The organism is Ruegeria sp. O6 (assembly GCF_056535045.1).
This window is the reverse complement of the sequence record NZ_JBQERM010000009.1, coordinates 83,768-107,044: the sequence shown is the minus strand read 5'-3', so window position 1 is coordinate 107,044 and position 23,277 is coordinate 83,768. Positions and strand designations below refer to the sequence as shown.

The 23,277-nt window shown below is 58.5% G+C and carries 20 protein-coding genes and 1 riboswitch; of the genes, 11 read left to right on the top strand and 9 right to left on the bottom strand.

Going from position 1 to position 23,277, the window contains the following annotated elements:
• Positions 1-55: 55 nt before the first annotated feature.
• The 5 genes from ACR0DY_RS13065 to metZ form a co-directional block, all read right to left on the bottom strand.
• Positions 56-1,630, bottom strand: coding sequence for a 5-guanidino-2-oxopentanoate decarboxylase (locus ACR0DY_RS13065; protein ID WP_480481439.1), 1,575 nt, complete (start codon positions 1,628-1,630; stop codon positions 56-58).
• Positions 1,630-3,078 (bottom strand): TrkH family potassium uptake protein, encoded by a 1,449-nt coding sequence (locus ACR0DY_RS13060; RefSeq protein ID WP_480481441.1) that lies wholly within the window; start codon positions 3,076-3,078, stop codon positions 1,630-1,632. Before ACR0DY_RS13060 ends, ACR0DY_RS13065 begins: the two co-directional genes overlap by 1 nt.
• A gap of 59 nt (positions 3,079-3,137) precedes the next feature.
• Entirely contained in the window at positions 3,138-3,776 is a 639-nt protein-coding gene (locus tag ACR0DY_RS13055) for a hypothetical protein (RefSeq protein ID WP_480545676.1), read from the bottom strand.
• Positions 3,777-4,059: 283 nt separating this feature from the next.
• Positions 4,060-5,163 carry a GTP cyclohydrolase FolE2 gene (gene folE2 / locus ACR0DY_RS13050; RefSeq protein ID WP_480481445.1) on the bottom strand — a complete coding sequence of 368 codons (1,104 nt, stop codon included), beginning with the start codon at positions 5,161-5,163 and terminating at the stop codon, positions 4,060-4,062.
• 244 nt (positions 5,164-5,407) lie between these two features.
• Positions 5,408-6,598 (bottom strand): O-succinylhomoserine sulfhydrylase, encoded by a 1,191-nt coding sequence (gene metZ / locus ACR0DY_RS13045; RefSeq protein ID WP_480898412.1) that lies wholly within the window; start codon positions 6,596-6,598, stop codon positions 5,408-5,410.
• 60 nt (positions 6,599-6,658) lie between these two features.
• A riboswitch (SAM riboswitch) is annotated at positions 6,659-6,736 on the bottom strand.
• A gap of 123 nt (positions 6,737-6,859) precedes the next feature.
• Here metZ and ACR0DY_RS13040 point away from each other — a divergent pair.
• Complete coding sequence (locus ACR0DY_RS13040) at positions 6,860-7,558, top strand: glutathione S-transferase N-terminal domain-containing protein (protein WP_480545677.1); 699 nt, start codon at positions 6,860-6,862, stop codon at positions 7,556-7,558.
• 329 nt (positions 7,559-7,887) lie between these two features.
• Here the strand turns inward: ACR0DY_RS13040 and ACR0DY_RS13035 are convergent, their stop codons facing one another.
• Both ACR0DY_RS13035 and ACR0DY_RS13030 read right to left on the bottom strand, forming a co-directional pair.
• The gene (locus ACR0DY_RS13035) at positions 7,888-9,198 is read right to left on the bottom strand and encodes a sensor histidine kinase (RefSeq protein ID WP_480484165.1); all 1,311 of its coding nucleotides are present in this window, start codon (positions 9,196-9,198) and stop codon (positions 7,888-7,890) included.
• A gap of 53 nt (positions 9,199-9,251) precedes the next feature.
• Complete coding sequence (locus tag ACR0DY_RS13030) at positions 9,252-9,920, bottom strand: response regulator transcription factor (protein ID WP_480484166.1); 669 nt, start codon at positions 9,918-9,920, stop codon at positions 9,252-9,254.
• 139 nt (positions 9,921-10,059) lie between these two features.
• Between ACR0DY_RS13030 and ACR0DY_RS13025 the strand changes: the two genes are divergently transcribed.
• From ACR0DY_RS13025 to ACR0DY_RS13005, 5 genes are all read left to right on the top strand, one after another.
• Positions 10,060-11,148: a tricarboxylate transporter gene (locus ACR0DY_RS13025; RefSeq protein ID WP_480484167.1), complete on the top strand. Its 1,089-nt coding sequence runs from the start codon at positions 10,060-10,062 to the stop codon at positions 11,146-11,148.
• Between the two features lie 74 nt (positions 11,149-11,222).
• Entirely contained in the window at positions 11,223-13,253 is a 2,031-nt protein-coding gene (locus ACR0DY_RS13020; RefSeq protein ID WP_209194861.1) for a tripartite tricarboxylate transporter permease, read from the top strand.
• Between the two features lie 10 nt (positions 13,254-13,263).
• Positions 13,264-14,352, top strand: a complete 1,089-nt coding sequence (locus tag ACR0DY_RS13015) for a 4-oxalomesaconate tautomerase (protein ID WP_480484168.1) — start codon at positions 13,264-13,266, stop codon at positions 14,350-14,352.
• A gap of 51 nt (positions 14,353-14,403) precedes the next feature.
• Positions 14,404-14,640 carry a hypothetical protein gene (locus tag ACR0DY_RS13010; RefSeq protein WP_480545678.1) on the top strand — a complete coding sequence of 79 codons (237 nt, stop codon included), beginning with the start codon at positions 14,404-14,406 and terminating at the stop codon, positions 14,638-14,640.
• Entirely contained in the window at positions 14,637-15,617 is a 981-nt protein-coding gene (locus ACR0DY_RS13005) for a D-2-hydroxyacid dehydrogenase family protein (protein ID WP_480484170.1), read from the top strand. Before ACR0DY_RS13010 ends, ACR0DY_RS13005 begins: the two co-directional genes overlap by 4 nt.
• Here the strand turns inward: ACR0DY_RS13005 and ACR0DY_RS13000 are convergent.
• A complete protein-coding gene (locus ACR0DY_RS13000; RefSeq protein ID WP_480487417.1) occupies positions 15,586-16,650 on the bottom strand; it encodes an AbrB family transcriptional regulator in 1,065 nt (354 codons plus the stop codon). The genes ACR0DY_RS13005 and ACR0DY_RS13000 overlap by 32 nt on opposite strands.
• 78 nt (positions 16,651-16,728) lie before the next feature.
• Here ACR0DY_RS13000 and ACR0DY_RS12995 point away from each other — a divergent pair, with 78 nt between their 5' ends.
• The 4 genes from ACR0DY_RS12995 (at position 16,729) to ACR0DY_RS12980 (ending at position 20,838) form a co-directional block, all read left to right on the top strand.
• Positions 16,729-17,409: a GntR family transcriptional regulator gene (locus ACR0DY_RS12995; RefSeq protein ID WP_480484186.1), complete on the top strand. Its 681-nt coding sequence runs from the start codon at positions 16,729-16,731 to the stop codon at positions 17,407-17,409.
• Between the two features lie 11 nt (positions 17,410-17,420).
• Positions 17,421-18,815 (top strand): FAD-dependent tricarballylate dehydrogenase TcuA, encoded by a 1,395-nt coding sequence (gene tcuA, locus ACR0DY_RS12990; protein WP_480898409.1) that lies wholly within the window; start codon positions 17,421-17,423, stop codon positions 18,813-18,815.
• Complete coding sequence (gene tcuB, locus ACR0DY_RS12985; RefSeq protein ID WP_480484173.1) at positions 18,805-19,884, top strand: tricarballylate utilization 4Fe-4S protein TcuB; 1,080 nt, start codon at positions 18,805-18,807, stop codon at positions 19,882-19,884. The genes tcuA and tcuB overlap by 11 nt, the downstream gene beginning before the upstream one ends.
• A 321-nt stretch (positions 19,885-20,205) precedes the next feature.
• Positions 20,206-20,838: a tyrosine-type recombinase/integrase gene (locus ACR0DY_RS12980; RefSeq protein WP_174148044.1), complete on the top strand. Its 633-nt coding sequence runs from the start codon at positions 20,206-20,208 to the stop codon at positions 20,836-20,838.
• 465 nt (positions 20,839-21,303) lie between these two features.
• Here ACR0DY_RS12980 and ACR0DY_RS12975 read toward each other — a convergent pair whose 3' ends face one another.
• Positions 21,304-21,966 (bottom strand): HAD family hydrolase, encoded by a 663-nt coding sequence (locus ACR0DY_RS12975; protein WP_480481478.1) that lies wholly within the window; start codon positions 21,964-21,966, stop codon positions 21,304-21,306.
• A 137-nt stretch (positions 21,967-22,103) separates the two neighbouring features.
• Here ACR0DY_RS12975 and ACR0DY_RS12970 point away from each other — a divergent pair, with 137 nt between their 5' ends.
• Positions 22,104-23,261 carry a sugar-binding transcriptional regulator gene (locus tag ACR0DY_RS12970; protein ID WP_170451110.1) on the top strand — a complete coding sequence of 386 codons (1,158 nt, stop codon included), beginning with the start codon at positions 22,104-22,106 and terminating at the stop codon, positions 23,259-23,261.
• Positions 23,262-23,277 lie beyond the last annotated feature (16 nt).

Below are 23,277 nucleotides of genomic sequence, written 5' to 3'. Positions count from 1 at the left end.
ATTGAAACCAGACGTTGAAACACCAAAGCGCCGCATGAAGATGCGGCGCTTTTTGTTACAGAATGTCCGGGGTCACGTGGATCAAGGTCGGGACAGGCGCATCGAACGCCGCGCGAACCGCGCTCTGCATCTCAGCCAGAGATGAAGGGGCTGAGGAAAGCGCGCCAAAAGCCTCGGCCAGTTTGCAGAAATCCGGGTTATACGCCACGACCGCATTGGGCGCGATCTGGCTGCGGACCATGCTGTCTTCGATTTCTTTCAGCTTGCCATTGTCCCACAGGATGATCGGCAGCGACAAACCCAGTTCGACCGCAACACCCAGTTCCTGCATCGTATAGTGGAACCCGTAATCCCCGGCGATAACCGCCGTTGGTTTGCCGCGCCGCGCCACCGCGCCGCCAATTCCAGCCGGCAAACCATAGCCCAGCGTTCCGAACCCGGTCGGATGATGCCAGTGATGCGGATAGGCCATGTCCCACACTTCTTTCGCGACATAGGCGAATTGGGTCATGTCGGAATAGATCATGGTATCTGCGGGCATCGCCGCGCGCAGCGCATCGGCCACTGCTACAATTCCGGGCCGTTCGGCATCCACCTCGGCCCGCCACCGGGCACGGGTTTCGGAAATTTCGTCGGGCGACCAGCCGGTTGCCGGTTTCAGGTTTTCGGTCGCCTGCCACAAGGCGCGGGCAAAGCTTTCGCTGTCGGTTTGCAGTTTGATCGCGGCGCGATGGTGGTCGGACAGGACTTCGGGATCAAGGTCAACCCGGATCAATGTTGCCGAATGCCCAAGGTCGCTGCGCCACAGATCGACCTCGCCCAGTTCGGCGCCGACCGCGATGACCAGATCCGCTGAGGCGATAACCTCGGCGCTGCCGGGGCGCGGCAGGGATGCGCCGAAATCCAGCGGATAGTTTGCGCCTGGCAGCCCGCGCCCTGCATAAGTGGTAAAGCAGGCAGCCCCAAGCTGTGTCAGAATCTGCCGCCAGTCGCTGGACTTGCAACCGCCCCCCAGAATGAACAGCGGCCTGCGCGCAAGGTTCAGCATCGAGACAACAGGCGATACGTCAGGCGGCAACGCTTTGGTGCGCAACGCGGGCTGGCTGGGGAAAGGTGCCGGATCAGCCTCGGCCTGCAACTGCGCGATTGGCACCTGAATGTGCTTGGGGCGCGGGCGCGACAGCTCGAATTCTTCAAAGGCGCGTTCGACCAGCGCATAGGCGGCCTCGGCCGTGTTGGCCTGTGCCGACCAGTCGGCAACGGTTCCGGCCGCAAGGCGCTGGTCCTTCATCTGGTGCAACTGGCCGCGCAAGGCCTGTGTTTCATCAAGGCAGGACGACACCACCAGCATCGGCACCGAGTCGCTGTAGGCTTGTCCGATCGGCGTCATGATGTTGCACAGGCCGGGCCCGGTGATCACATAGGCAACCCCCGGCTTGCCGGTTGCGCGGGCATACCCATCGGCCATGAACCCCGCCCCCTGTTCGTGACGGGCCAGAACATGTTGGATGCCAGCCTCTTCGATGCCGCGGTACAATTCCTGATTGTGAACGCCGGGTATGCCGAAAATCACGTCCACGCCACGATCCTTGAGCATATGCGAAATCTGCGCGCCAAGGGGTCTTTTCATCAGCCTCTCCAGAATTGAACGGTGAAGATCGCGTAAACGGCCAACAGCTCGAGCCGCCCGACCAGCATCCCGATTGTCAGCAACCATTTGGCCGTGTCGTTGAGATTTGCGAAATTACCCGCTGGTCCGATCTGATCGCCCAGACCGGGACCGACATTGGCCAGCGCGGTCGCCGCCCCGGAAACGGCTGTGATGAAGTCCAGGCCGGTCAGCGCCAGCGCCCAGGACAGCACGCCCATCGACAGGACGAAGAACATGAAAAAGCTCATCACCGAGGTCAGAATGCCCTGCCCCACGGGCCGCCCATCATAGAGCGGCACGAACACGCCATGCGGAGACCTGATCCGTTTGATCTGACTTTTGATCGAGGCGAATAGCAGCTGGTAGCGGAATATCTTGATCGAGCATGCGGTCGAACCCGCGCAGCCGCCAATCAGGCCGATCAGGAAGAACATCATGATCGGAAAGCTGCCCCAACCCATGTAATCGACACTGGCATAGCCGGTGCCCGAGATGATCGAGGTGATGTTGAACAGAGATTCCCGAAACGCCTGTTCCCAGTGATGCGGGAAGACCGATGTCAGGAAAATCGACATGATGATGACCAGAACCAGAATGGTCGCCAGAAACGCGCGAATTTGACTGTCTTTCCACAAGGACGCTGTATGGCCGTTTGCCAGCTGGACATAGCGCACAAAAGGAAGCGCCGCCAATATCATGAACACCGACGCCGCATATTCGGCGGGGCCCGAAAAGGTTCCGAACGAGGCGTCATAGTTCGAGAACCCACCGGTCGAAAGCGTTGTCAACGCATGTACCAGCGCATCGAAAAAGTTCATTCCCAGACCGGCGTAAACCAGCGCGCAAACCAGTGTCAGGAAAACATAGATGAGCGAAATCTGACCCGCGATCTCTTGCGCGCGAGGCAGGATTTTACCCATTGTTTCAAAGCCTTCCGAGCGGAAGATCTGCATGCCGCCGACACGCAGTTCGGGCAGGAACACCATGGCGACAACGATGATCCCGATACCCCCCAGCCATTGCAGGATACCACGCCACAGCAATAGCCCCTGCGGCAGGGTATCCAACCCGGAAATCACCGTTGAACCTGTTGTTGTCAGGCCGGACATCGCCTCGAAATACGCGTCGACAAAGCGCAGCTCGGTTTCACCGAACAGAAACGGAATTGCCCCAAACAGGGGCAGCGCCGCCCAAACACCGGTTGTCAACAGGAAGGTCTGGCGGATGGTCAGCCCTTCGCCCACACCGTTCGAGCAGCTCATCGCCAGAACGGTCCCGGTCAGCGTCGTGATAATGGCGCTTTCCAGAAATACCGGCCATTCGCCGCGCCCCTCGATCAGGTCCGCGAGCATAGGCAGCAGCATGGTCGCCCCAAGAATGGCGACCAGCAAGCCAATCACATATCCGACCGGGCGAAGATCCATCATGACGCGCAGGGTTGGCGTGCCAACCCGACCGTGTCAAGCAGATGATCCCGGTTTACCCGTCAGTTTTTGACATCTGTTCCGGGCATCACAGGCGGTTTTGACGGGGCGCGTGATTTTCGCGCCTGCGGTTTGCGCGGTTCCGTCGCCGGGGCTGGTTTCGCCTGCACCTTGGCCGGGGCAGGATCGGCCTGTGTCGGCTTGACCTGCGCTGCCTGAACAGGCGCCGGTGTCGCAGGGGTGGGCTTGGGCGTTACGGGCGACACGGTTTCGGTCGCAGGTGTCGCCGCGGATTCAACAGGCTTCACTGCTTTTTCATCACTAACCGCTGGTGTCGGTTTGGCTGCCGCCGGGGGTGCCGCCTTGGGCCGCGGGCTGGCTGAAAACTCGACCGGTTTGGCCGCCGGCTTGGCCGGTGCAGGTTTGCGGGCCAGCTTTTTCTTGGGCGTTGATGATTTCACCGGTACGCGTTTCGTGCGCGCCACGGCGGGTTTGGGTTTGGCCGCCGTTTTTTCCGCCGGAGCTTCCACAACTGGACCCGGTGCTGATGCTGCCAGATGCAGGGCGTGGACCGGCACCATCGGCAGTTCAAGCGCCGAACGGGTCATGATCTGTGCAATCTTGATCTGGTTGACGATCGCATAGCCAGCCATGCGTATAGCCGCGGCCTGAAGCTCCAGTGGTTGGGTAATCGGATTCATTCCATAGATCTCCTGTAAAAACGATGCAGCCAGAAGAGTGAGGGTAAAGCGCCCTGCCCGCTCGGGTGGTCCGGGCGGAGGTTGGGGTCTTGCAGTCCAAGGCGTCTCACGTCTCGGCTTCCTTTCGGGTGACACACCATTGAGCGCGCCGGTGTGCCGAAGCTGCATTCCCCGTCAGGATACAGGAGTTTTTCGCGCAATTGCAGCATTTTTGCTGCGCTGCGGCGAATGAGCGCCGATCAGGTAAATCTCTGATTAAATTCTAGCCACTTACCCGAGACGTTCAGCCAACGTGAAACAGGGTCGTGAACAGTTTCGGGTCAAGGCTGGACGCGGCGAAGGTTGGGCCTTCGGTTAGAATCGACACGGCGTCATGGCTGTGCAGGCTTTCCTGATGGCTTGCGACAACGCGAAAATCGCCGACGTGATGATCTGCCAGCAACTCGGCACAAAACAGGCGCGCGGCATCTTCGACGAAGATCGGATTGGCTGCGTTCAATTCGGCGAAAGCCTGTTCATCTTCGCGTTTCACCATGACCTGCGTTTCCGTTGGAACCGCACGGCGGCACAGCGCAATCAGGTCTTCAAACCACAGGCAATCTGCATCGCAATCCACGACAACCGAAATCCGCGCGACGGAGCGCTGCGAATGCGGCGTCGCCAGCTGACCACGCATCGACCGGGCATGTTCGCTGAGTTCCAGCGAACAGGGGCAGGTCGAGGAATAGACATAGTCAAGGTGCATGATCTTCTGACGCACACCGTTCTGTTCGACCAGTTCCAGCGCGATATCGTAATACTGGTACCCCTCAAGGCCCGAGCGCAGGCTTTTGATCCTGTCCGGGTAGGAAAAGCGCATCTGGATACGGGCGTCGAAGCTGTCCAGATCGGACATGTAATCGTCCAGAGCGGATTCCATGACCTCAAAGCTGAACGTCCGTTCCGCATGTTTGTAGAAAGACCGCATGATCCGGGACATGTTGATGCCCTTTTTCTCGGCCTCAAGGCTGACCGTGCCGGTAATCGAGGTTTCCAGCGTCAGGTCTTCGCCCTCTTTCCGGTGGAACCGGATCGGCAGGCGGAAGTTCGAAATACCCACATGTTGGATCTGCTGTTTGGCCCCACGGATCAGGCTGGACGGGCCGTTCTGCAAATCCGGCAAGGATGCGCGGTACGCCGCATCGACGGTAAAGTCATCGGGGTAAGCGCGCGAAAAAGGCGGATAGTTGCCCGCTGCCAAACCGGGCAGCAGCCGGGCCACAGCCGGGTCAAGCTGGTTTATCTCGGCTTCCGAGGCAGATTTGGCCCATTGCCGCAGAACGTTCAAAGCCTCGGCGGCCTTGTCCCGATCCGGTTTTTCATCAATGTCGCGCGGGTGAACATTCATCAGCGGCGGTTCCTTGGTTGGTCGTCGGACTATATATGACTGATGGTCTAATACCAGTCTAACCCGATACGTCGGCAATAGCAGCCCGGATTGAAAAATCCGGCGCAAAACCGTCATCTCGCAACAGTTAGCGCCTTTTGAAGGTGGGAACAGCGGGCGGCGCGCCTGGCTGCCGCCCGAAACAAAGTGGCTGCTTAAGCACGCAGCCTGCCCCCCAGTACAAAAAGGACGCGGGGGCTTTGGTTTATTTCTGCGATGCTTCCAACGCTTGCCGAAGGTCGGCCAGCAAGTCACCGGCATCCTCAAGCCCGACGGAAAAGCGGATCAGACCCGGTGTAATGCCCAGTTGGTCCTTCTGCGCGTCGCTGAGACGCTGGTGCGTTGTTGTCGCCGGGTGTGTCGCGATGGATTTGGCATCGCCCAGATTGTTCGAAATCACCGGGATGGTCATCGCGTTCAGGAAGGCAAACGCCGCATCCTTGCCGCCCTTGATGTCCAGCGATAGCACAGTCCCGCCCTTGCCGCCCAACTGGGTCTGAACCAGTGCGTTCTGGGCATGGGTTTTCAAACCGGGGTAAAGCGTCCGTTCCAATGCCGGGTGCCCTTCCAGTGCCTCGGCAATCTTTTGCGCGCTTTCGGCCTGCGCATTGACCCGCAGCGCCATCGTCTCAAGACCCTTGAGCATGATCCACGCATTGAACGGGCTCAGTGCGCCACCGGTATGCTTGAGATAGGGTTCAACTGTTCCGCGGATGAAGTCCCTGGTTCCGATGATCACACCGCCCAGCGCACGGCCCTGCCCGTCGATATGCTTGGTCGCTGAGTAGACGACCACATCCGCACCCTGCTGGATCGCGCGTGAGAACACCGGGGTCGAAAACACGTTGTCCACCACCACAACAGCACCGACCGCATGGGCCAGATCGGCCACAGCAGCAATATCGATCACCTCAAGCGTGGGGTTCGACATGGATTCAAAGAAAACGGCCTTGGTGTCCGGGCGGATTGCAGCCTTCCACTGCTCCAGATCGGTGCCGTCCACAAAGGTCACGTCCACGCCATAGCGGCTCAGGATGTTTTCAAGGATATAGAGGCACGAGCCGAACAGCGCCTTGGCCGAAACGACATGGTCCCCGGCTTTCAGCATCGAGGTCAGAGCGCCGTTGACGGCGGCCATGCCCGAGGCCGTCGCAAACGCATCTTCGCCACCTTCCAGCGCCGCGATGCGTTGTTCGAACATGGACACGGTTGGGTTGCCGTAACGGGCATAGATGAACTCGTCGGGGCCACATTCCAGAAACCGGGCCTCGGCCTGTTCCGCGCTTTCGTAGACGAAACCCTGCGTCAGGAAAATCGCCTCGCTCACCTCGTTATACTGGCTGCGACGGATGCCGCCATGGACGGCTTGGGTGCGTTTGTTCCAGTTCTCGCTCATCTCATTCCTTTCAGCCTCGGGGGAGGCAAACAAAAAACCCCAGACGCGGCCAAGCGAAAGGGGTCTTTCATCCTGACCTTTTAGCGGTGTTGTTTAGCGTGGCCCGCAATCCGGTAACAAATCGCCACGTAGCTTGAGGATCGCAATACGCCTCGGGCGGTTCGCGGTCAAGCCCGGCCTGCGCGTTGGTCACGCTTTCGTAAGCGGTACTTGCCGAACCGGCAGAAACCCGCATGATCCCCGTCAACATCAGGAGAACACATGGCTGACCCGATTGATCTGTATTTCTGGCCGACACCGAATGGCTGGAAAGTTTCCATCGCTCTGGAGGAGATGGAGCTGCCCTACACCACCCATCTGATCAATATCGGCAAGGGTGACCAGTTCGACCCCGCGTTCCTGAAAATCGCGCCCAACAACCGGATGCCCGCCATCGTCGATCCCGACGGGCCGGACGGCGCACCTGTTTCGGTTTTTGAAAGCGGCGCGATCCTGATGTATCTGGCCCGCAAGACCGGGCGGTTCTATGGCACGACCGAACGCGACCGGATCGCGGTCGAGGAATGGCTGATGTGGCAGATGGGCGGCGTTGGCCCGATGGCCGGTCAGGCGCATCACTTCCTGAAATACGCCCCGCAACTGGACCCGCCGCAGGACCTGCCCTATGCCAAGGACCGCTACCGCACCGAGGTCGCGCGGCTTTACGGCGTACTGGACCGGCGGCTGGCCGAAAACGAGTATGTCGCGGGCGATTTCTATTCCATCGCCGACATGTCGATCTGGGGCTGGGCCAGCCTGTGGGAAGGCCAGCAGCAGGTGCTGGAGGACAAACCGCACTTTGCCCGCTGGCTGGAGACCGTCAGCGCCCGCCCAGCCGTTCAGGCCGGACGCGCGTTGTATGCCGAGTTGCGAGGGGATCACCGGGACAAGCAGGCGCAGAGCGTTTTGTTCAAGCGGTAAGACTTATGGGCTGCTTTGAGGCCTCACCTGACCTTGAATTTTCGTGCTGCATGCGCTCGCAGAACAGAAAATTTTTGCATGCGCGCAAACTCTCGTGTCGCGGCGCGGCGGGAAATCCGGCCATTCATGCAACATGCAGCAATTCTGAAACCGCGAAATCACACAGCGCGGACCAAGCGCCATTTCGCTGCAAAAGGCTTCAAAGTCCGGTGAAGACGTATCAAGACCACCGTGCCCGGCACCTGGGGTGGAAACCGGTCATTCGCTGTAATCGAAAAACTCTCTTTGATTGTGACAGGTTTCGGGTTCCGAGCAGAAATTGAAACAAACTACAGGGCTATGGGAAGCTCGAGCGTAACGCTTGCTCCTTTTTCGGCTTGGTTGATTGCGACCACTCCTCCGTGACGCTTCGCGACAGCTGAGACAATCGACAACCCTAAACCGCTACCTTCGGAATATTCCAGCTGCGAAAATCGACTGAAAACGGCTTCGCTTTGGTCGGGTGAAAGGCCGGTTCCGTCATCAGATACGGTTAGTTTGACGTTCCCCGCGTCACAACGCAGTACAACTGATATTTGACTCAGTTTAGCGCCGCCGTGCTTAAGCGCATTGTCCAGCAGGTTTTTGATAGCCTCTGCCAAAAAGATCCGATCTCCCGAGACCAAGATTGTTGGTTCTGGCAATGTGACTTCAAAATCGATCCCTTTTGCGAGGATATGAACGCCCATATCAGCGCAGGCCTCTTCCACAACCGCACGGAAATCAATCTTGTCCATCTGATCCTGATGCGTAGGTTGCCGCAGTCGTTCCAGCGACAATAGTTGTTCCGCCACTGTAGCCGAATTCTTTGCCGCTGCCACCAGCTCGATTATCCGTTTGTCCTTGTCCTCATCCGTTTTTGCGTCCCGCAACGCCTCGGCCATGGACTGGACCGCTGCCGCCGGATTTCGCAGCTGATGCGCGGCTTCTGAGATAAACACCTGATGGGCGTTGATGCTGTGCTCGACCTGTCCAAACAGCCGGTTCAAGGTCTGAACAATGCCATGAACCTCGACCGGGACCGGGCGTTTGATTTCGCTCAGGTCGTCAGGTGAGCGTAGGTCGATCGCATCCTGCAAATCCAGCAAGGGCCGCAGCCCTCGCGCGACGCCGAACCACACGACAACAGCAAGGGTGGCCAGCAGGATACCCATCAGGATCGCGGCGCGGATCGACAGTTCGTTGGCAAAGGCGTTGCGATCCGCAACGCGTTGCCAAGCTGTTACTGTCGCATCGCCCACCAGGTTATCAAGTGTGACGCGCTCGGTCATTTTCAGTACGCGCACCGGCTCATCCCGATAGATCGCCTCGAAAAACCTCGGCTGGTACGCGTCTTGCTCAGACGGGTTTGCAGCGGTCGGAGGGTATGCATACCCTGTGACGTAGATGCCACCGGGTCCGGTCACGTGATAAAAAATCTCTCCGCCCGATGCGTCGCGGATCAAGCTGCGCGTGGTGGGCGACAGGGCATCGCCTTCTGAAACCGCCACATCGCGCGATATAGCCAGACCGGCGGACAACAGGCTGTCGTCAAAAAGCTCCTGCGCCGTTTGCTGAGCCACCGTGTAGCGCCAGTATCCAAGCAGGATTGCAAGCAGCACCAAGGGCGTCAGAATCAGAATGAAAAGCCTGAGCCTGAGTGAGCCGTGCCGGATCACTTCTGCACCTCAAGCAGATATCCAAGGCCACGGGCGGTCTTGATCCGGATGCCAAGGTTCTGAAGGCGCTTGCGCAGTCGTGACACATGCGGCTCGACGGCCGAATCGTCGACATCGGCTCCCACGCCGTAGACGTAGTCGATCAACTGACTTTTGGGGACGATCCTGCCGCGACGTTCCAGCAGGCACTCAAGCACAGCCATTTCCCGACGCGGCACATCGAGGACTTGGCCCTTTGCGCTCACCTGCCGGGCGGTGCGGTCGAATTCCAGGTCTCCGATCGTTTCGCGCGCACCGTAATCCAGTTGTTTGCGGCGGGACAGGGCACGGATGCGGGCCTCGAGTTCATCCATCTCGAAGGGTTTCACTAAGTAATCGTCGGCGCCCATATCCAGACCCGAAACGCGGTCGCTGGTCTCGGTGCGCGCGGTTAGCAGGATGACGGGCGCGCTGTCACCCCGGTTGCGAAGGGACCGCAAAATCTCAAGCCCAGACCGACCCGGCAGGTTGATGTCCAGAACGATCAGATCTGCGCCTTCTTGCTCCAGATACAAATCGGCGGCGTCGCCATCAGTCAGCACATCCGCGGCATGGCCTCGATCCCGCAGGCGGTAAGCAATTGCGTTGGCGAGGGTTTCGTTATCCTCGACGATGACGATCCGCATCAGGTCTCCCGCAAGTTTCGCGCAAGGTTGGCGTTCCATGATCGCCAGATGGGAGGGGGAATCAACCCCGCAGTTCTATTTGCAATCACGGTGGTGCGAAGGACGCTGACGTGGTTGTCTGGTCAACAGGGAGGAACTAATGGCCATTTCCAACTTCACTCGTCGTGCCGTCGTGGGGCTGATCGCCGCTGCCGGATTCGCTGCACCTGCCGCCGCCGAGGTCGATTTCTCGGGCAAGACCATCGAATGGGTCATTCCGTTCTCGGAAACGGGCGGGTCGGCTAAATGGGCCAACTTCTTTGCGCCGCTTCTGTCCGAGGCTCTGCCGGGTCAGCCAACCGTTGTGGTTAAATTCATGCCCGGTGCAGGATCGACCAAGGGTGCGAACTGGTTTCAGGAGCAGAGCCATGACGACGGCACGCTGCTGTTCGGCACCTCTGGCTCGACACAGTTCCCCTATCTGCTGAGTGACCCGCGCGTCCGCTATGAATACAATGACTGGATTCCTGTCATGGCGTCGGGCACCGGCGGTGTCGCCTATCTGAACGCAGAGGACGGAGCCAAATTCGATGGCTCTGCCAATGCGCTGAAAGACACCAATTTCATCTACGGCTCGCAGGGCGCGACCCGGCTGGATCTGGTCCCGCTGCTGGCGTGGCAGATGTTGGGTATGAATGTGGAGCCGGTCTTTGGCATCAAAGGCCGTGGTGATGGTCGCCTGATGTTCGAACGTGGCGAAGCCAATATCGACTACCAGACCTCGTCCGGTTTTCTGGGCGGCTCGGCTCCGTTGGTCGAAGCCGGTCAGGCCGTTCCCATGATGACTTGGGGCGCATTGGATGCTGATGGCAATATCGTTCGTGACCCGACCTTCCCGGACATTCCGACTTTCAAGGAGGTCTGCGAGGCCACCGATGGCTGCGAAACCAGTGGTGAGGCATGGGACGCATGGAAAGCCTTCTTCGTGGCAGGTTTCCCGGTTCAGAAGCTGGCCTTCCTGCCCGGTGACACGCCGCAAGAGGTCGTCGACGCCTATACCGTAGCGTTCCAAGCAGTGACCGAGCGGGGTGATTTTGCTGATATCTCCTCGAAGCACGTCGGCAAGTATCCGGTGTTCGTCGGCGACGGCTCGAAATCTGCTCTGCAGACGGCGACCAATGTGGATGACAATGCCAAGCAATACGTCCTGAACTGGCTGAAAGAGGCCTACGGCGTCGAGCTGAACTAAGCTGACACGTCGTCGCGCCCAACGAAGGGCGTGCGTTTCTCTACATACAAAACAGTTTATGAAAGGCGGCCGCTATGGAGGTTTTCGCCACCGCTCTACCTGCGCTTGGTGACGCGTGGGGTTTGATCCTGCAACCCATCGTTCTGGGGTATCTCATTCTCGGCGTCGTCATGGGGCTGGCTGTGGGCGTCTTTCCGGGGCTTGGCGGTATTGCCGGTCTGTCCCTGCTGTTGCCTTTCATGTTCGGAATGGACCCGATCCTTGGTCTGGCGCTGATGATCGGGATGGTTGCGGTGGTGCCGACCTCGGACACGTTTGCGTCCGTCTTGATGGGCATCCCCGGCAGTTCTGCTTCGCAGGCCACCGTGCTGGACGGCTTTCCGATGGCGAAAAAGGGCGAGGCTGCACGGGCCTTGTCAGCAGCCTTTTCCTCGTCCCTATTCGGAGGGCTCGTCGGCGCGACCTTCCTGACCATGTTCATACTTATCGCGCGACCCATCGTTCTGGCCTTCGGCCTGCCCGAGATGTTGATGATCACAATTCTCGGCCTGTCGATGGTCGCCATTTTGGCCGGGCGGATCCCGCTGAAAGGAGTCGCCGCCGCCGGTCTGGGCCTGATGGTTGGCACGATTGGTGAGGCGGATGCAGGCGGTTCGCTGCGCATGGCAACTTACGACATTCCTTATCTGACGGACGGTTTGAAGCTGGTCATCGTTGGCCTGGGTATCTTTGCGGTGCCCGAGATCGTATCGCTGCTGCGTCAAGATCGGTCGATTGCCAAGGGGGCCTCACTGGGCGCCGGTTGGCTGGACGGCGTCAAAGACTGGTTCGCAAATATATGGCTGTCGGTGCGTTGTTCGATCATTGGCGTGATTGTTGGAGTCATTCCCGGCCTCGGCGGCTCGGTTGTCGACTGGATCGCCTACGGTCACTCGGTGCAATCCACCAAGGACAAGAGCAATTTCGGCAAAGGCGAAGTGCGCGGCGTCATCGGCCCGGAAAGCTCGAACAACGCCAAAGAGGGTGGAGGGCTGGTGCCAACTCTGCTGTTTGGCATCCCTGGTTCAGGCTCGATGGCGATCTTCATCGGCGCGGTGGCTTTGCTGGGGTCAGGCGATATCGAGGTCGGTCCGAGCATGCTCAAGGACAATCTCGACATCACCTATTCGATCGTCTGGCTGCTGGCGTTGGCCAACGTCGTCGGGACCATCCTGTGCATCGCGGCATCGGGCGGGATCGCCAAGCTGACCACGATCCGCTTCACCTATCTGGCGCCGTTCCTGTTCATGTTGATCAGCTTTGCGGCGTTCCAATCCGGCCAAAACTTCGAAGACTTGCTGGCCCTGTTCGTGATCGGCCTGATCGGCATCTTTTTACGCCGTTTCGACTGGTCGCGCCCGGCCTTCCTGATCGGTTTCGTTCTGTCGAACCCGGTTGAGAAGTTCACCAATCAGGCGTTCCAGATCGCCTCATTCCGGTTCCGCAAAAGCTTTGGCGAGGGGATGGAATATGTCTTCAGCCCTATCGTCATCGTGCTGATCGTGGTCACGGTTGTTTCGGTCATTCTGGGTATCCGGCAGGCCAAGATGATCATGGCCGAGGGTGATGTTCAGGCCGGTACCAAACGCGCGCCGCTTATCTTTCTGCTGGTGATCATGGCCTATCTGATCGTCGCATTGGTCAACGCCAACATGATCCCCGACTACAATATGACCGACAAGATCATCCCGCTGGTTATCGGCAGCGTCTCGCTATTCTGTTGCGTGATCCTTCTGATCCAGATGATGCGACGTCCCGAAGGCGACGTGATCTTTGCCGACAAGGAAATCGCCGGTGAAGACGCCAGCGCACCCCACGGTCTGTGGTCCACTCTGGCGTGGTTCGCCAGTTTGATCGCGGCCACGTGGGTGGTGGGCTTCATCCTCGCCCTGATAGGGTTCCTGATCGCCTTTCTCCGTATCCGCGCCGGGTCCAGCTGGCAGATGACTCTGATCCTGACCGCCTGCGGCATCGGGTTCATGTGCCTGATGGCGGGCGCTCTGAACCGCGATTTCCCGCCAGGTCTGTTGCAGGACATGGTCAGCCTGCCCTGGCCGTTGAAGTGAGGGGTTCAAAATGACTCAAACCGCAATCCCTTATATCTTGATGCGTGGCGGCACGTCGAAAGGCCCGTATTTCCGCCGCTCGGATTTGCCTGAGGATCTGGACGCGCTGGCCGAGGTGTTGATCGCCGCTCTTGGGTCCGGGCAGTCGCTGAACATCGACGGCATCGGCGGCGGCGCGGCGGTGACCACAAAGGTCGCGATGCTGTCGGTCGGCGAGGATGACTGGGCCGATATCGACTATTTCTTCGCGCAGGTCTCGGTCGAGGACAAGCTGGTCGATTTCAAACCCACTTGCGGCAATATCCTGTCTGGCGTTGCCCCTGCTGCCATCGAGATGGGCTTGTTCAAACCGCAGGGTGATGAAACTGAAGTTCGCATTCGGGCCGTCAACACTGGGGCTCGGATCGTGGCCAAGGTGAATACACCCGGGGGCGAATTGACCTATGAGGGTGATGCGGAGATCGCCGGCGTTCCCGGTCATTCAGCGCCGGTGCAGTTGAGTTTCATGGGCGTGGTGGGCTCGGCCACCGGAGCGTTCCTGCCTACGGGCAACCTGCGCGATGCAGTTCAGGGCGTCGAACTGACCTGCATGGATGTCGCTATGCCGATGGCTATCGCCCGCGCCACAGACTTCGGATTGACGGGCTATGAGAGCGCCAATGAGCTGGACGCAAACCGCGCGTTCTTTGACCGGATGGAGGCCGTTAGGATCGAAGCAGGGCAGCGGATGGGTATGGGGGATGTGTCCAAATCGGTCACCCCTAAGTTCGGCCTTGTTGCTCCGGCCAGAGAAGGCGGAACGCTCGCAGTGCGGTATTTCATGCCGTGGAAAACCCACCCGACCATGGCGGTCACCGGCGCGCAATGCATGGCGTCTTGCGCTTTGACTCCCGGAACCGTCGCCGACGGTTTGCTGGATCGCCCCACGACAAGCCCGGCTGAAGTCGTTCTGGAACACGCCTCGGGCAATATCGACGTGTTGGTGGATTTTTCCACCACCGACGGGTTCACAGTGAACGCGGCGGGTTTGGTGCGGACCGCGCGCAAGTTGGCGGACGGGCATGTTTATGTGCCTGAGTCTGTTTGGAACGGGAGTTGATCAAGTGCAACCCAAATAGTATACTATTGTATACATAGTGGGAGTGACACGATGGACAACTACTCGGAATGCCTCGATATCGCGCGTCAGGAACTCATGTTGGCGCAGTTGGCCCTACGGCGGGACATCGCGGACTACCCGACACCGATTGCTGGCTGCGATGAGCAGTTCAACCATCTGCTGGATCAAAGCGAACGGGTCCGCAATGCACTTTCCGCTCTCAACACATGTCATTTTGTGCCGACGCCAAGAAAACTGTACACCGAGCAGGGTATAGAAAGCCGATGAAGGTCCACATTCTTGATGACTGGTTTGACACGCTGCGTGGCCTGCCTTGTTTTGAGAAACTCACCGGTCATGAGGTGACGTTATGGACGGATCATGTCGAAGAAACTGACACTCTGGCCGAACGACTGCATGACGCGGAGGTGCTTGTCCTGTTCCGCGAACGTACCAAAGTCACCCGCGCCTTGCTGGAGAAATTACCAAACCTGAAACTTATCAGCCAGCGCAGCGTTTATCCGCATGTCGATGTCGAAGCCTGTACAGATCAAGACGTGCTGCTGTGCTCAAACATGCACGGCGGAACGCCGTCTTATGCTGCAGCTGAACTTACTTGGGCGCTAATCATGGTCGGGATGCGGGATTTGCCCGCACAAATGGCCTCGGTCAAAGCAGGGCACTGGCAGGCGGGCGTGGGCAAGACGCTGCGGGGGCGTCAGTTGGGGCTCTATGGCTATGGCCGCATTGCTCGCGCCATTGCAAGTTATGCCGAGGCCTTTGGGATGAATGTGGTCTGGTGGTCATCCGTAGAAGGCCGGGCGCGTGCGCAGGCGGATGGCGCACAGGTCGCGCCCAGCCGTGAAGCGTTCTTTGGCAGCAGCGATGTTGTCTCGGTCCATGTGCGCTTGAAACCGGATACGCGCGGGATCATCACCGCATCGGATTTCGCACAGATGCAGCCGGAGGCGCTGTTTGTGAACACCTCGCGAGCCGGGCTGATCGCACCTGGTGCTTTGCTTGAGGCGCTGAAAGTCGGTCGCCCCGGCAAAGCGGCGATTGATGTGTTTGATTCCGAGCCACTGATTGATTCGACCGACCCGCTTTTGTCACATCCCAACCTGATCGCGACCCCACATATCGGCTTTGTCACTGAAGACGAGTTCGACCTGCAATTCGCGGATATTTTCGATCAGGTGAACGCCTATGCCGAAGGCGCTCCGGTCCACATGATCAACCCCGAGGTTTGGACCAACGCAGAATAAGATTCGCGGCGATGGGCGCACCAATGATCACCAGCACGATCCTTGTCAGATGGTGGGTGATCACAAAGCCCAAATCCGCGCCCGAGACGATGGCCAGCACCGTCATCTCTGCCTGCCCACCGGGCGCGAAGGCCAGAAACGCCTCGACAGGTTGGCCCAGTCCCAAGGTGGTGACAACGGCGGTGAAAGTGGCTGCCAGGACGGCAAGGACAATGACATAGGCGAAGCCCGCTGCCACTACCCGGCGTAGTTCGACCCATGTGACACCTACGAATTTCACACCAATTCCGCAGCCAATGAAAAACTGCGCTGCAAGGATGGCCTCGCGAGGCGGTCGGGTATGAATTAAGTCGCCCAGTGACAAGGCGGCCGTAAGGATCATTGGCCCCAGGATTGACGCCCCGAACAGGCCGATCCGCTCCCCGCCTTTCCAGCCGATAATGGCGGCCAGAACCATCAGCGCCAATTCATGTATTGGCAGGTTGTGCGCGGGCTCGCCAATCGGATTGGTGAGTTGGGCATCATAGAACACGGTGAGGAACAAGGGGGCCAACGTCACGATGATCAGCACGCGCGTACCGTGGATCAAGGACAAGGTACGCGGATTGGCCCCCGCCTCAGTGCCAAAGATGATCATGTCTTGCAAACCGCCCGGCATGGCTGCGTAGAAAGCCGTTGTGGAGTCAAAGCCCCAGAATTTGCGAAAGAATGGCACACCTACCAGCGCGATTAGCAGGATGAAGAACGGGATCAGCGCAATTGACGCGGCCATTTTTGGCAATTCAGCAAACAGAGCCGGCGTAATCGATGCCCCTACCGCCACGCCCAGTATAGTGCGGGCGGCAACCGAGACCTGTCCAAAGCCTTCCATCGGTGCGTGCGCAAGAGCTGCAATCAAACATGCGCTCATTGGCCCGAACAGAAAAGGTAGCGGCAGGTTTAGCGCCCAAAATACCCCTGTGCCCAACACCGCCAGGCCGAGCGTGACGGCCCGTTTCGTCAGAAGAGAGGGGGTATCAGTTTGGCTGTGCAAGGTAAGCGTTCCAGCTTCATTGACTTATAATGTATCCATGTGTATACAACTGGACGCAAGATGACAAGAGAGCCTGCGATGACCCTTCAGGACGACCCGTTACAACCTGGCCCACAAGGCAATTCTGCGTATCAGCGCCTGCTGGGCGAGATTCGCGAGGGCACTCTTTTGCCCGGCGACCGGCTGCGTGAGATTGAGCTGTCTGAACGGTTGGGCGTCAGCCGTACCCCGGTACGCGAGGCGATAAGGCAGTTGGAGGCCGACGGGCTGGTCACGCATGTGCCACGGCAAGGTGCCACCGTGCGCAGTCTGGATTACGCCGAGGTCATGGAACTCTATGAGATGCGCGCCGTGCTTGAAGGGACAGCGGCCCGTCTGGCAGCCCGCGCGGCGTCTGATGTCGAACTGGACGAGCTTGAAGTTCTGAACGACCGGCTGGCCGAGGCGGGTACTGGCCCCGATGCGGCCCAAATCAACAAGATCTTTCACGAAACACTTCTGGATGCGGCCAAGAACCGATTTCTGGCAAAATCCATGTTGTCCTTGCAAAAGGCGCTGTTGATCCTGGGTCCCTCGCAATTGCTGGATAGCGACCGCGCCGAGGCCGCAGTGGCCGAGCATCGGCGCATCATGGCGGCTTTGAAAGCCCGCGATGGCGCAGCGGCCGAGACAGAGATGCGCGCGCATATTCAGGCTGCGCAGCGGATGCGCATCCGCGCGTTGCAGGACCGCGACCGCTCAATCGACGAAAGCCAGTAGGTAGACAGGATATGGCCACCCCAAAGGAAGCTTACAATATCGCTGTGATCGGTGGCGGCAATGCGGCTCTCTGCGCTGCGATGACTGCAGCCGAGGCAGGCGCCCGTGTTCTGATCCTTGAAACGGCGCCAAAACCTTATCGCGGCGGAAACTCACGCCATACGCGCAATTTTCGCTGCATGCATTCGGGCCCGTTGGGTCCGCTCGTCGAGGCGTATAGCGAAGACGAATACCTCTCGGATCTGCTGAAAGTCACCGGTGGAAAAACCGATGAACATCTTGCCCGGTTGGCGATCCGCACGTCGGAAGAATGCCTTCCCTGGATGCAAGAACACGGGGTCCGGTTTCAGCCGTCGCTTTCCGGCACATTGTCATTGGCACAGACCAATGCGTTTTTCATGGGGGGCGGCAAATCTCTGGTGAATGCCTATTACCGCACGGCGGCAGGTTTGGGTGTAGATGTGCTGTACGAAGCCGCCGTCACGCATTTGGAACTGAATGGTGATCGGATCGAGTGGGTCGACTATAGCTATGAAGGCCAGTCTCATCGCATCGCGCCCAAGGCGGTCATCGTTGCCTCCGGCGGCTTTCAGGCCGACACGGATTGGCTCACCCGAGCCTGGGGTGAACCTGCCAAGAACTTCCTGATCCGGGGAACGCCTTACAACCGAGGCGTTGTCCTGTCTGATCTACTGGACCAAGGAGTAGAAAGCGTTGGCGACCCGACCCAATGCCACGCCGTTGCCATCGACGGGCGCGCGCCGAAATTCGACGGCGGCATCGTCACCCGTCTGGACTGCGTTCCGTTTTCCATCGTCGTGAACAAACATGCCGAGCGGTTCTATGACGAGGGCGAAGACGTCTGGCCCAAACGCTACGCGATCTGGGGCCGTTTGGTGGCGGCGCAGCCGGATCAGGTGGGATATGCCATCATCGACGCCAAATCGCTGAACCTGTTCATGCCGTCCGTGTTCCCTCCGCTAAAGGCGGACACGTTGGACGAATTGGCCGGGATGATGGGCCTGCCCGCGGAGAAACTGAAAGCAACCGTCAGCGCATTCAACGCCGCCTGCGGTGACACCAGCGGGTTTCATCCGACCGAACTGGACGGGGTGGCGACCTCGGGCCTGATCCCGCCCAAGACCAACTGGGCGCGCCCAATTACCGAACCGCCGTTTTACGGCTACTCGATGCGGACCGGCGTGACCTTTACCTATCTTGGGTTGAAGGTTGACGAGACAGCCCAGTGCTCGACCCCAAGCGGCAAGATCAAAAACCTTTGGGCGGCCGGGGAAACGATGGCCGGGTCCATCCTTGGGCAAGGCTATCTGGCGGGCTTTGGCATGACCATCGGAACTGTCTTTGGACGCATCGCAGGACGAGAGGCCGCCGCTTATGCAAACTGATCTTATTCAGGAAGCCCGCCGCCAGGCCGAGATCTGCAACGCCTGCCGCTATTGCGAGGGTTATTGCTCGGTCTTCCCGTCGCTGCACGCAGAGCGCGCGTTCTCGGATGGGGACATCACGCAATTGGCCAACCTGTGCCACAACTGCCGGGGCTGTTACTACGCCTGTCAGTACACCGCCCCGCACGCGTTTGACCTGAACCTGCCCAAGGCGCTGGCTGAAGTGCGGCGAGACAGTTGGGAAAGCTTCGCCTGGCCGCAGCCGCTGGCACGCCGGTTCCACACCCATGGCGGAGCCATCGCCCTGGCGTTGGTGGTCGGATTTGCCCTGTTGTTCTGGGCGACCCGCGCCATCGGTTCCAGTGGAGGCGAAGGGTTTTATGCCGTCCTGTCCCACAACGCGATGGTCGCGATCTTTGCGCCTGCATTCCTGCTTCCTCTGTTCAGTATCGCCTTCAGCCTGAGGCGCTATTGGGCAGAGGTTGGTGGCAAACCGATCCAGATGTCTGATCTGACGGTTGCGCTCAAACGCGCGGGCAAGATGCAGGATCTGGCCGCAGGCCATGGCGAGGGTTGTAACTTTGAGGACGAAGACCGGTTCAGTCAGGGCCGACGTCACATCCACCACGCTGTTATGTATGGTTTTCTGCTGTGCTTTGCGTCGACCTCGGTGGCGACGATCATGCACTATGTCTTCGGAATGTACGCGCCTTACGGGTTCTGGTCGTTGCCGAAACTGTTCGGGATTTCCGGGGGGCTTCTGCTGACGGTGGGGTGCGGTGCGATGGCGCTGCTCAAGCTAAAGTCAGACCGAGACCTCGGCGATCCGTCGGCCTGGGGCGGGGATATCGGCTTCATCCTGTTGCTCGGGTTTGTGGGGCTCAGCGGGCTGGTTCTTTACGCCCTCGGTTCAACACCTCTGATGCCCGCACTGCTGGCCATCCACCTCGGATCGGTCCTGACCTTCTTCCTGCTGACGCCCTACACAAAAATGGCACACGGCTTCTATCGGCTTGCGGCGCTGGTCCGAGACGCACAACGAAAAAGAGATGCGTCCATGGTCCGTTAACAGCCCGTCGCGTCTGAGTGAGCAGAAAGAACATGCAATAGGATCAAATATGATTGTGAAGAACTCTGCGTTGCGGCACTTCGAGTGGCGGTCAACGTCCGGAATGGGCCGTCCATTGTAGGACCAACGGCAGCGACGCACGCTTCGCACGTATTTGGGCCGACCGCAGCAATTTGCACTCTGGGCTCGAAGCTGCCCAATGCGTTTGCGTCGTTCGCCAATGAAGCAGCAAGCTGACAACGGCCATTCAAACCACCAGTAAACTGAGGCGTCAGCGCTGTGCTGATGTCTGGGTTTGGCGGGAGGATTGGAGGGCGCACAATGCCAAGAGTCCAACTTCCCGCTGTCACCCCGAAACGAAGAGCCTGGAACAAGGGCCGGATTATCGGCCAGAAACGACCACTGTTGCCGAAACAGGTCTGGGCGATCCGCGCGCGGCTCGAGCTGGCGGGCAACCTGCGCGATCTTGCGCTGTTCAACGTGGCCATTGATAGCAAGCTTCGCGGATGCGATTTGGTGAAACTGGCCGTCGCCGACCTGGTGAGGGATGATCGCGTTCGCGAACGCGTGTCCGTGATCCAGAGCAAAACCAAGCGGCCTGTTCAGTTTGAACTCTCTGAAAACACGCGGGATACCATTGCCGCATGGATCAAGTCACCGGAGATGCTCGGCTGCCGTTTCATGTTTCCCAGCCGGTTTCACGACCGCCCGCATATCTCAACACGCCAATATGGCCGGCTTGTGCGGGATTGGGTGGCCGCGATTGGGCTGGAGCCCAGCGGATACGGCACCCATTCGCTGCGCCGGACCAAAGCAGCGGAAATCTACCGCAAAACCGGAAATCTTAGGGCGGTTCAACTGTTGCTCGGGCACACAAAGGTTGACAGCACAGTCAGATATCTTGGTGTCGAACTTGAAGATGCGCTGAGTATCGCCGAGCAAATCGACATTTGAACCACCATGGCGGGCGGCTCTTGCCGTTCGCCAATTCAGACCAGACCTACGGTCGCACCGCGGCAGTGGTTCGGTTCGAGCCCAGAGTGCCGGATGCTGCGCAGACGTAATTGCCGGACAACCATTGAAACCCGACGTTAGCGATATTGAGGACGGCCCGGAGCTGCCGTCCATTGGACAACTTCAATGCTGCGTTGCGGTTCGTCAAACCTGCAGTTCGCTGCCAGCGCGAGACAGGGGGAAGGCCAGTCGAACAGTTCGCGGATTTTCCGGGCCTTCAGCCAAACGCCTTACACGCGCGCAAACAGTCCCAGCAGTTTCAAGGCCGCATCGGAGCTTGGCTGAAGCGGCCAATAGTCCAGTTCGGACACCGAAGTTACGAGAGGTTGAGTACACGATACTGAATCTTGGGTGTAGTTTGCTATCTGCCCCCAAGAAATCCAATTCTATATCGCTACACAGTACTCAAACCGACCGCTCAGACCTAGATCCATCTATCTGCTCAATGTTAACCTCGGCCAGCGAAGAAATGACGCAATCCGCAGCCGTTAGTTCACTCTCGTGATCTTCATGAAGAAGACCTACGCAATAGAAACCACCATTCTTTGCCGCTTCGACACCGGAAGAGGAATCCTCGATCACGATACATTCATCCACATTAAGCCCCAGCCCGCTGGCGGCGGTGAGGAATATATCAGGGTTGGGTTTCCCTTTTTCGACATCGTCGCCTCCGATAACAACCGGAAAGGCATCCAACAAACCAGCTTTTTCGAGAACGGCTCGGACATTGGCGCTGCTGGAAGCGGCCGCCAGCCCGTAACCCTCCGACTGGCATTGTCTTACGAGGTGCACAGCAGCATCGAAGACACGAAATTCGCCTCGCTCGATCATTTCAACATAATAGTCATTTTTTTTGTCTGCGGCGGTTCTGACTTCATTCTCCGAATGCCGGGTCATGACCGCGCGCGCGCCGTCATAACGAGGGCGCCCATCGACAAGTCGCCGGTATTCCGCCCTTCCAAACTCATACCCGTATTCTTCGAACATGCGTTTCCAAGCAGCAAAATGCGCCGGTACGGTGTCGACCAAAACACCATCGAGGTCAAAGATCAGTCCTTTGATCGGCATGCTGAATCTCCTGGTTCGAGCCTGTGCAAGAAACACGTAGCATGTAAGGATTTTTCTTCAATCGGCTGGCATGTGAATGTTTATATGGCATAGTTATTCACGCTGTCAGGATCCTGCTAACGAACAATATTGAACAAATGATCGACGTTAAAAAACTTCCATTTGAAGAACGCGCCCAGTGCGCTGCCTATATGCGCGCAACGCACAACATGTCGCAGGTAGAGATAGGAGCAATTCTTGGTGGCCTGTCTCAACCGCATGTATCGCGGTTACTGAAACACGCTGAACGCCAAAACTACTTGGTCATCGAACAACGCTTCGTCAAAGAACAATTCTCAGACGAGTGGATTGCCCAGATGGACGAAATGCTGGCTCCTTCAGGGTTGAATTCTGATCTGAAGCGATATTGCAACAGGAACAAGCTTAGACCGCCTCGGCTTGGGGTGTTTGAAAGCGGCCCGGGGAACACCGAGGCTGCGCTGTCACAGCGCCGTACCAGGTTTGGACGAACCGCATCCGGACGATTGATAGAACTGATCGAGAAATCGAACGTCATCGGCGTTGCGTGGGGTCGAACAATCAAGTCTCTGGCAGAAGGGATTGCAGCCTCAAGGCAGCCCATAGATAAGTCGCAAAAGACTGAGTTTGCAGCGGTTTGCGCAGAATTGATGTCGCTGGCTCAGCATGGATACTCTGCCAGCCGGCTTGCCGGAACGTTTGATGAGCTATTTAACGATCAGCCGGAGGATAGCCCTCAGCTCACTGGTTTCCCGGCATACATACCCCGTCACTACGATGAGACCATGCGCCGTTCCATTTGGCAGTACATCTCTGACACCCCGGGATTTCACCGCGTGTTTTCGGGTCCAGACGCATTGATTGATAAAATGGATATGTTGATTTCCAGCGTCGGGTCTTCAAGCACTCCGGTTCTGGGCAGTTTTGAAGAGCTGGTTCAGGCTGGCGGGTTAAGGGCTGACGATCTCCGGCAATTGGTCGTCGGGGACCTTGGCGGTATTTTGATCCCGAGAACCGAAATTTCACAGGCCAAGATGGACCTGATTGACGAGCTGAATGGGCTGTGGACCGGGATCAAAACAGAGCATGTCAAAGCCATCGCAGATCGGGCATTTGACGATCCTGATCAAAGTGGTGTTGTGGTCGTCGCGATTCAGAAGGAACGAGGCGATACGGTATTCGAACTGATCACCCGGGGACTTGTTAACGAATTGCTCATCGATCACGCGGCAGCGGAACAACTGCACACGCGCGTTGCTGAGGCTCTTGCAGACTGACGATAGCACCTCGGCA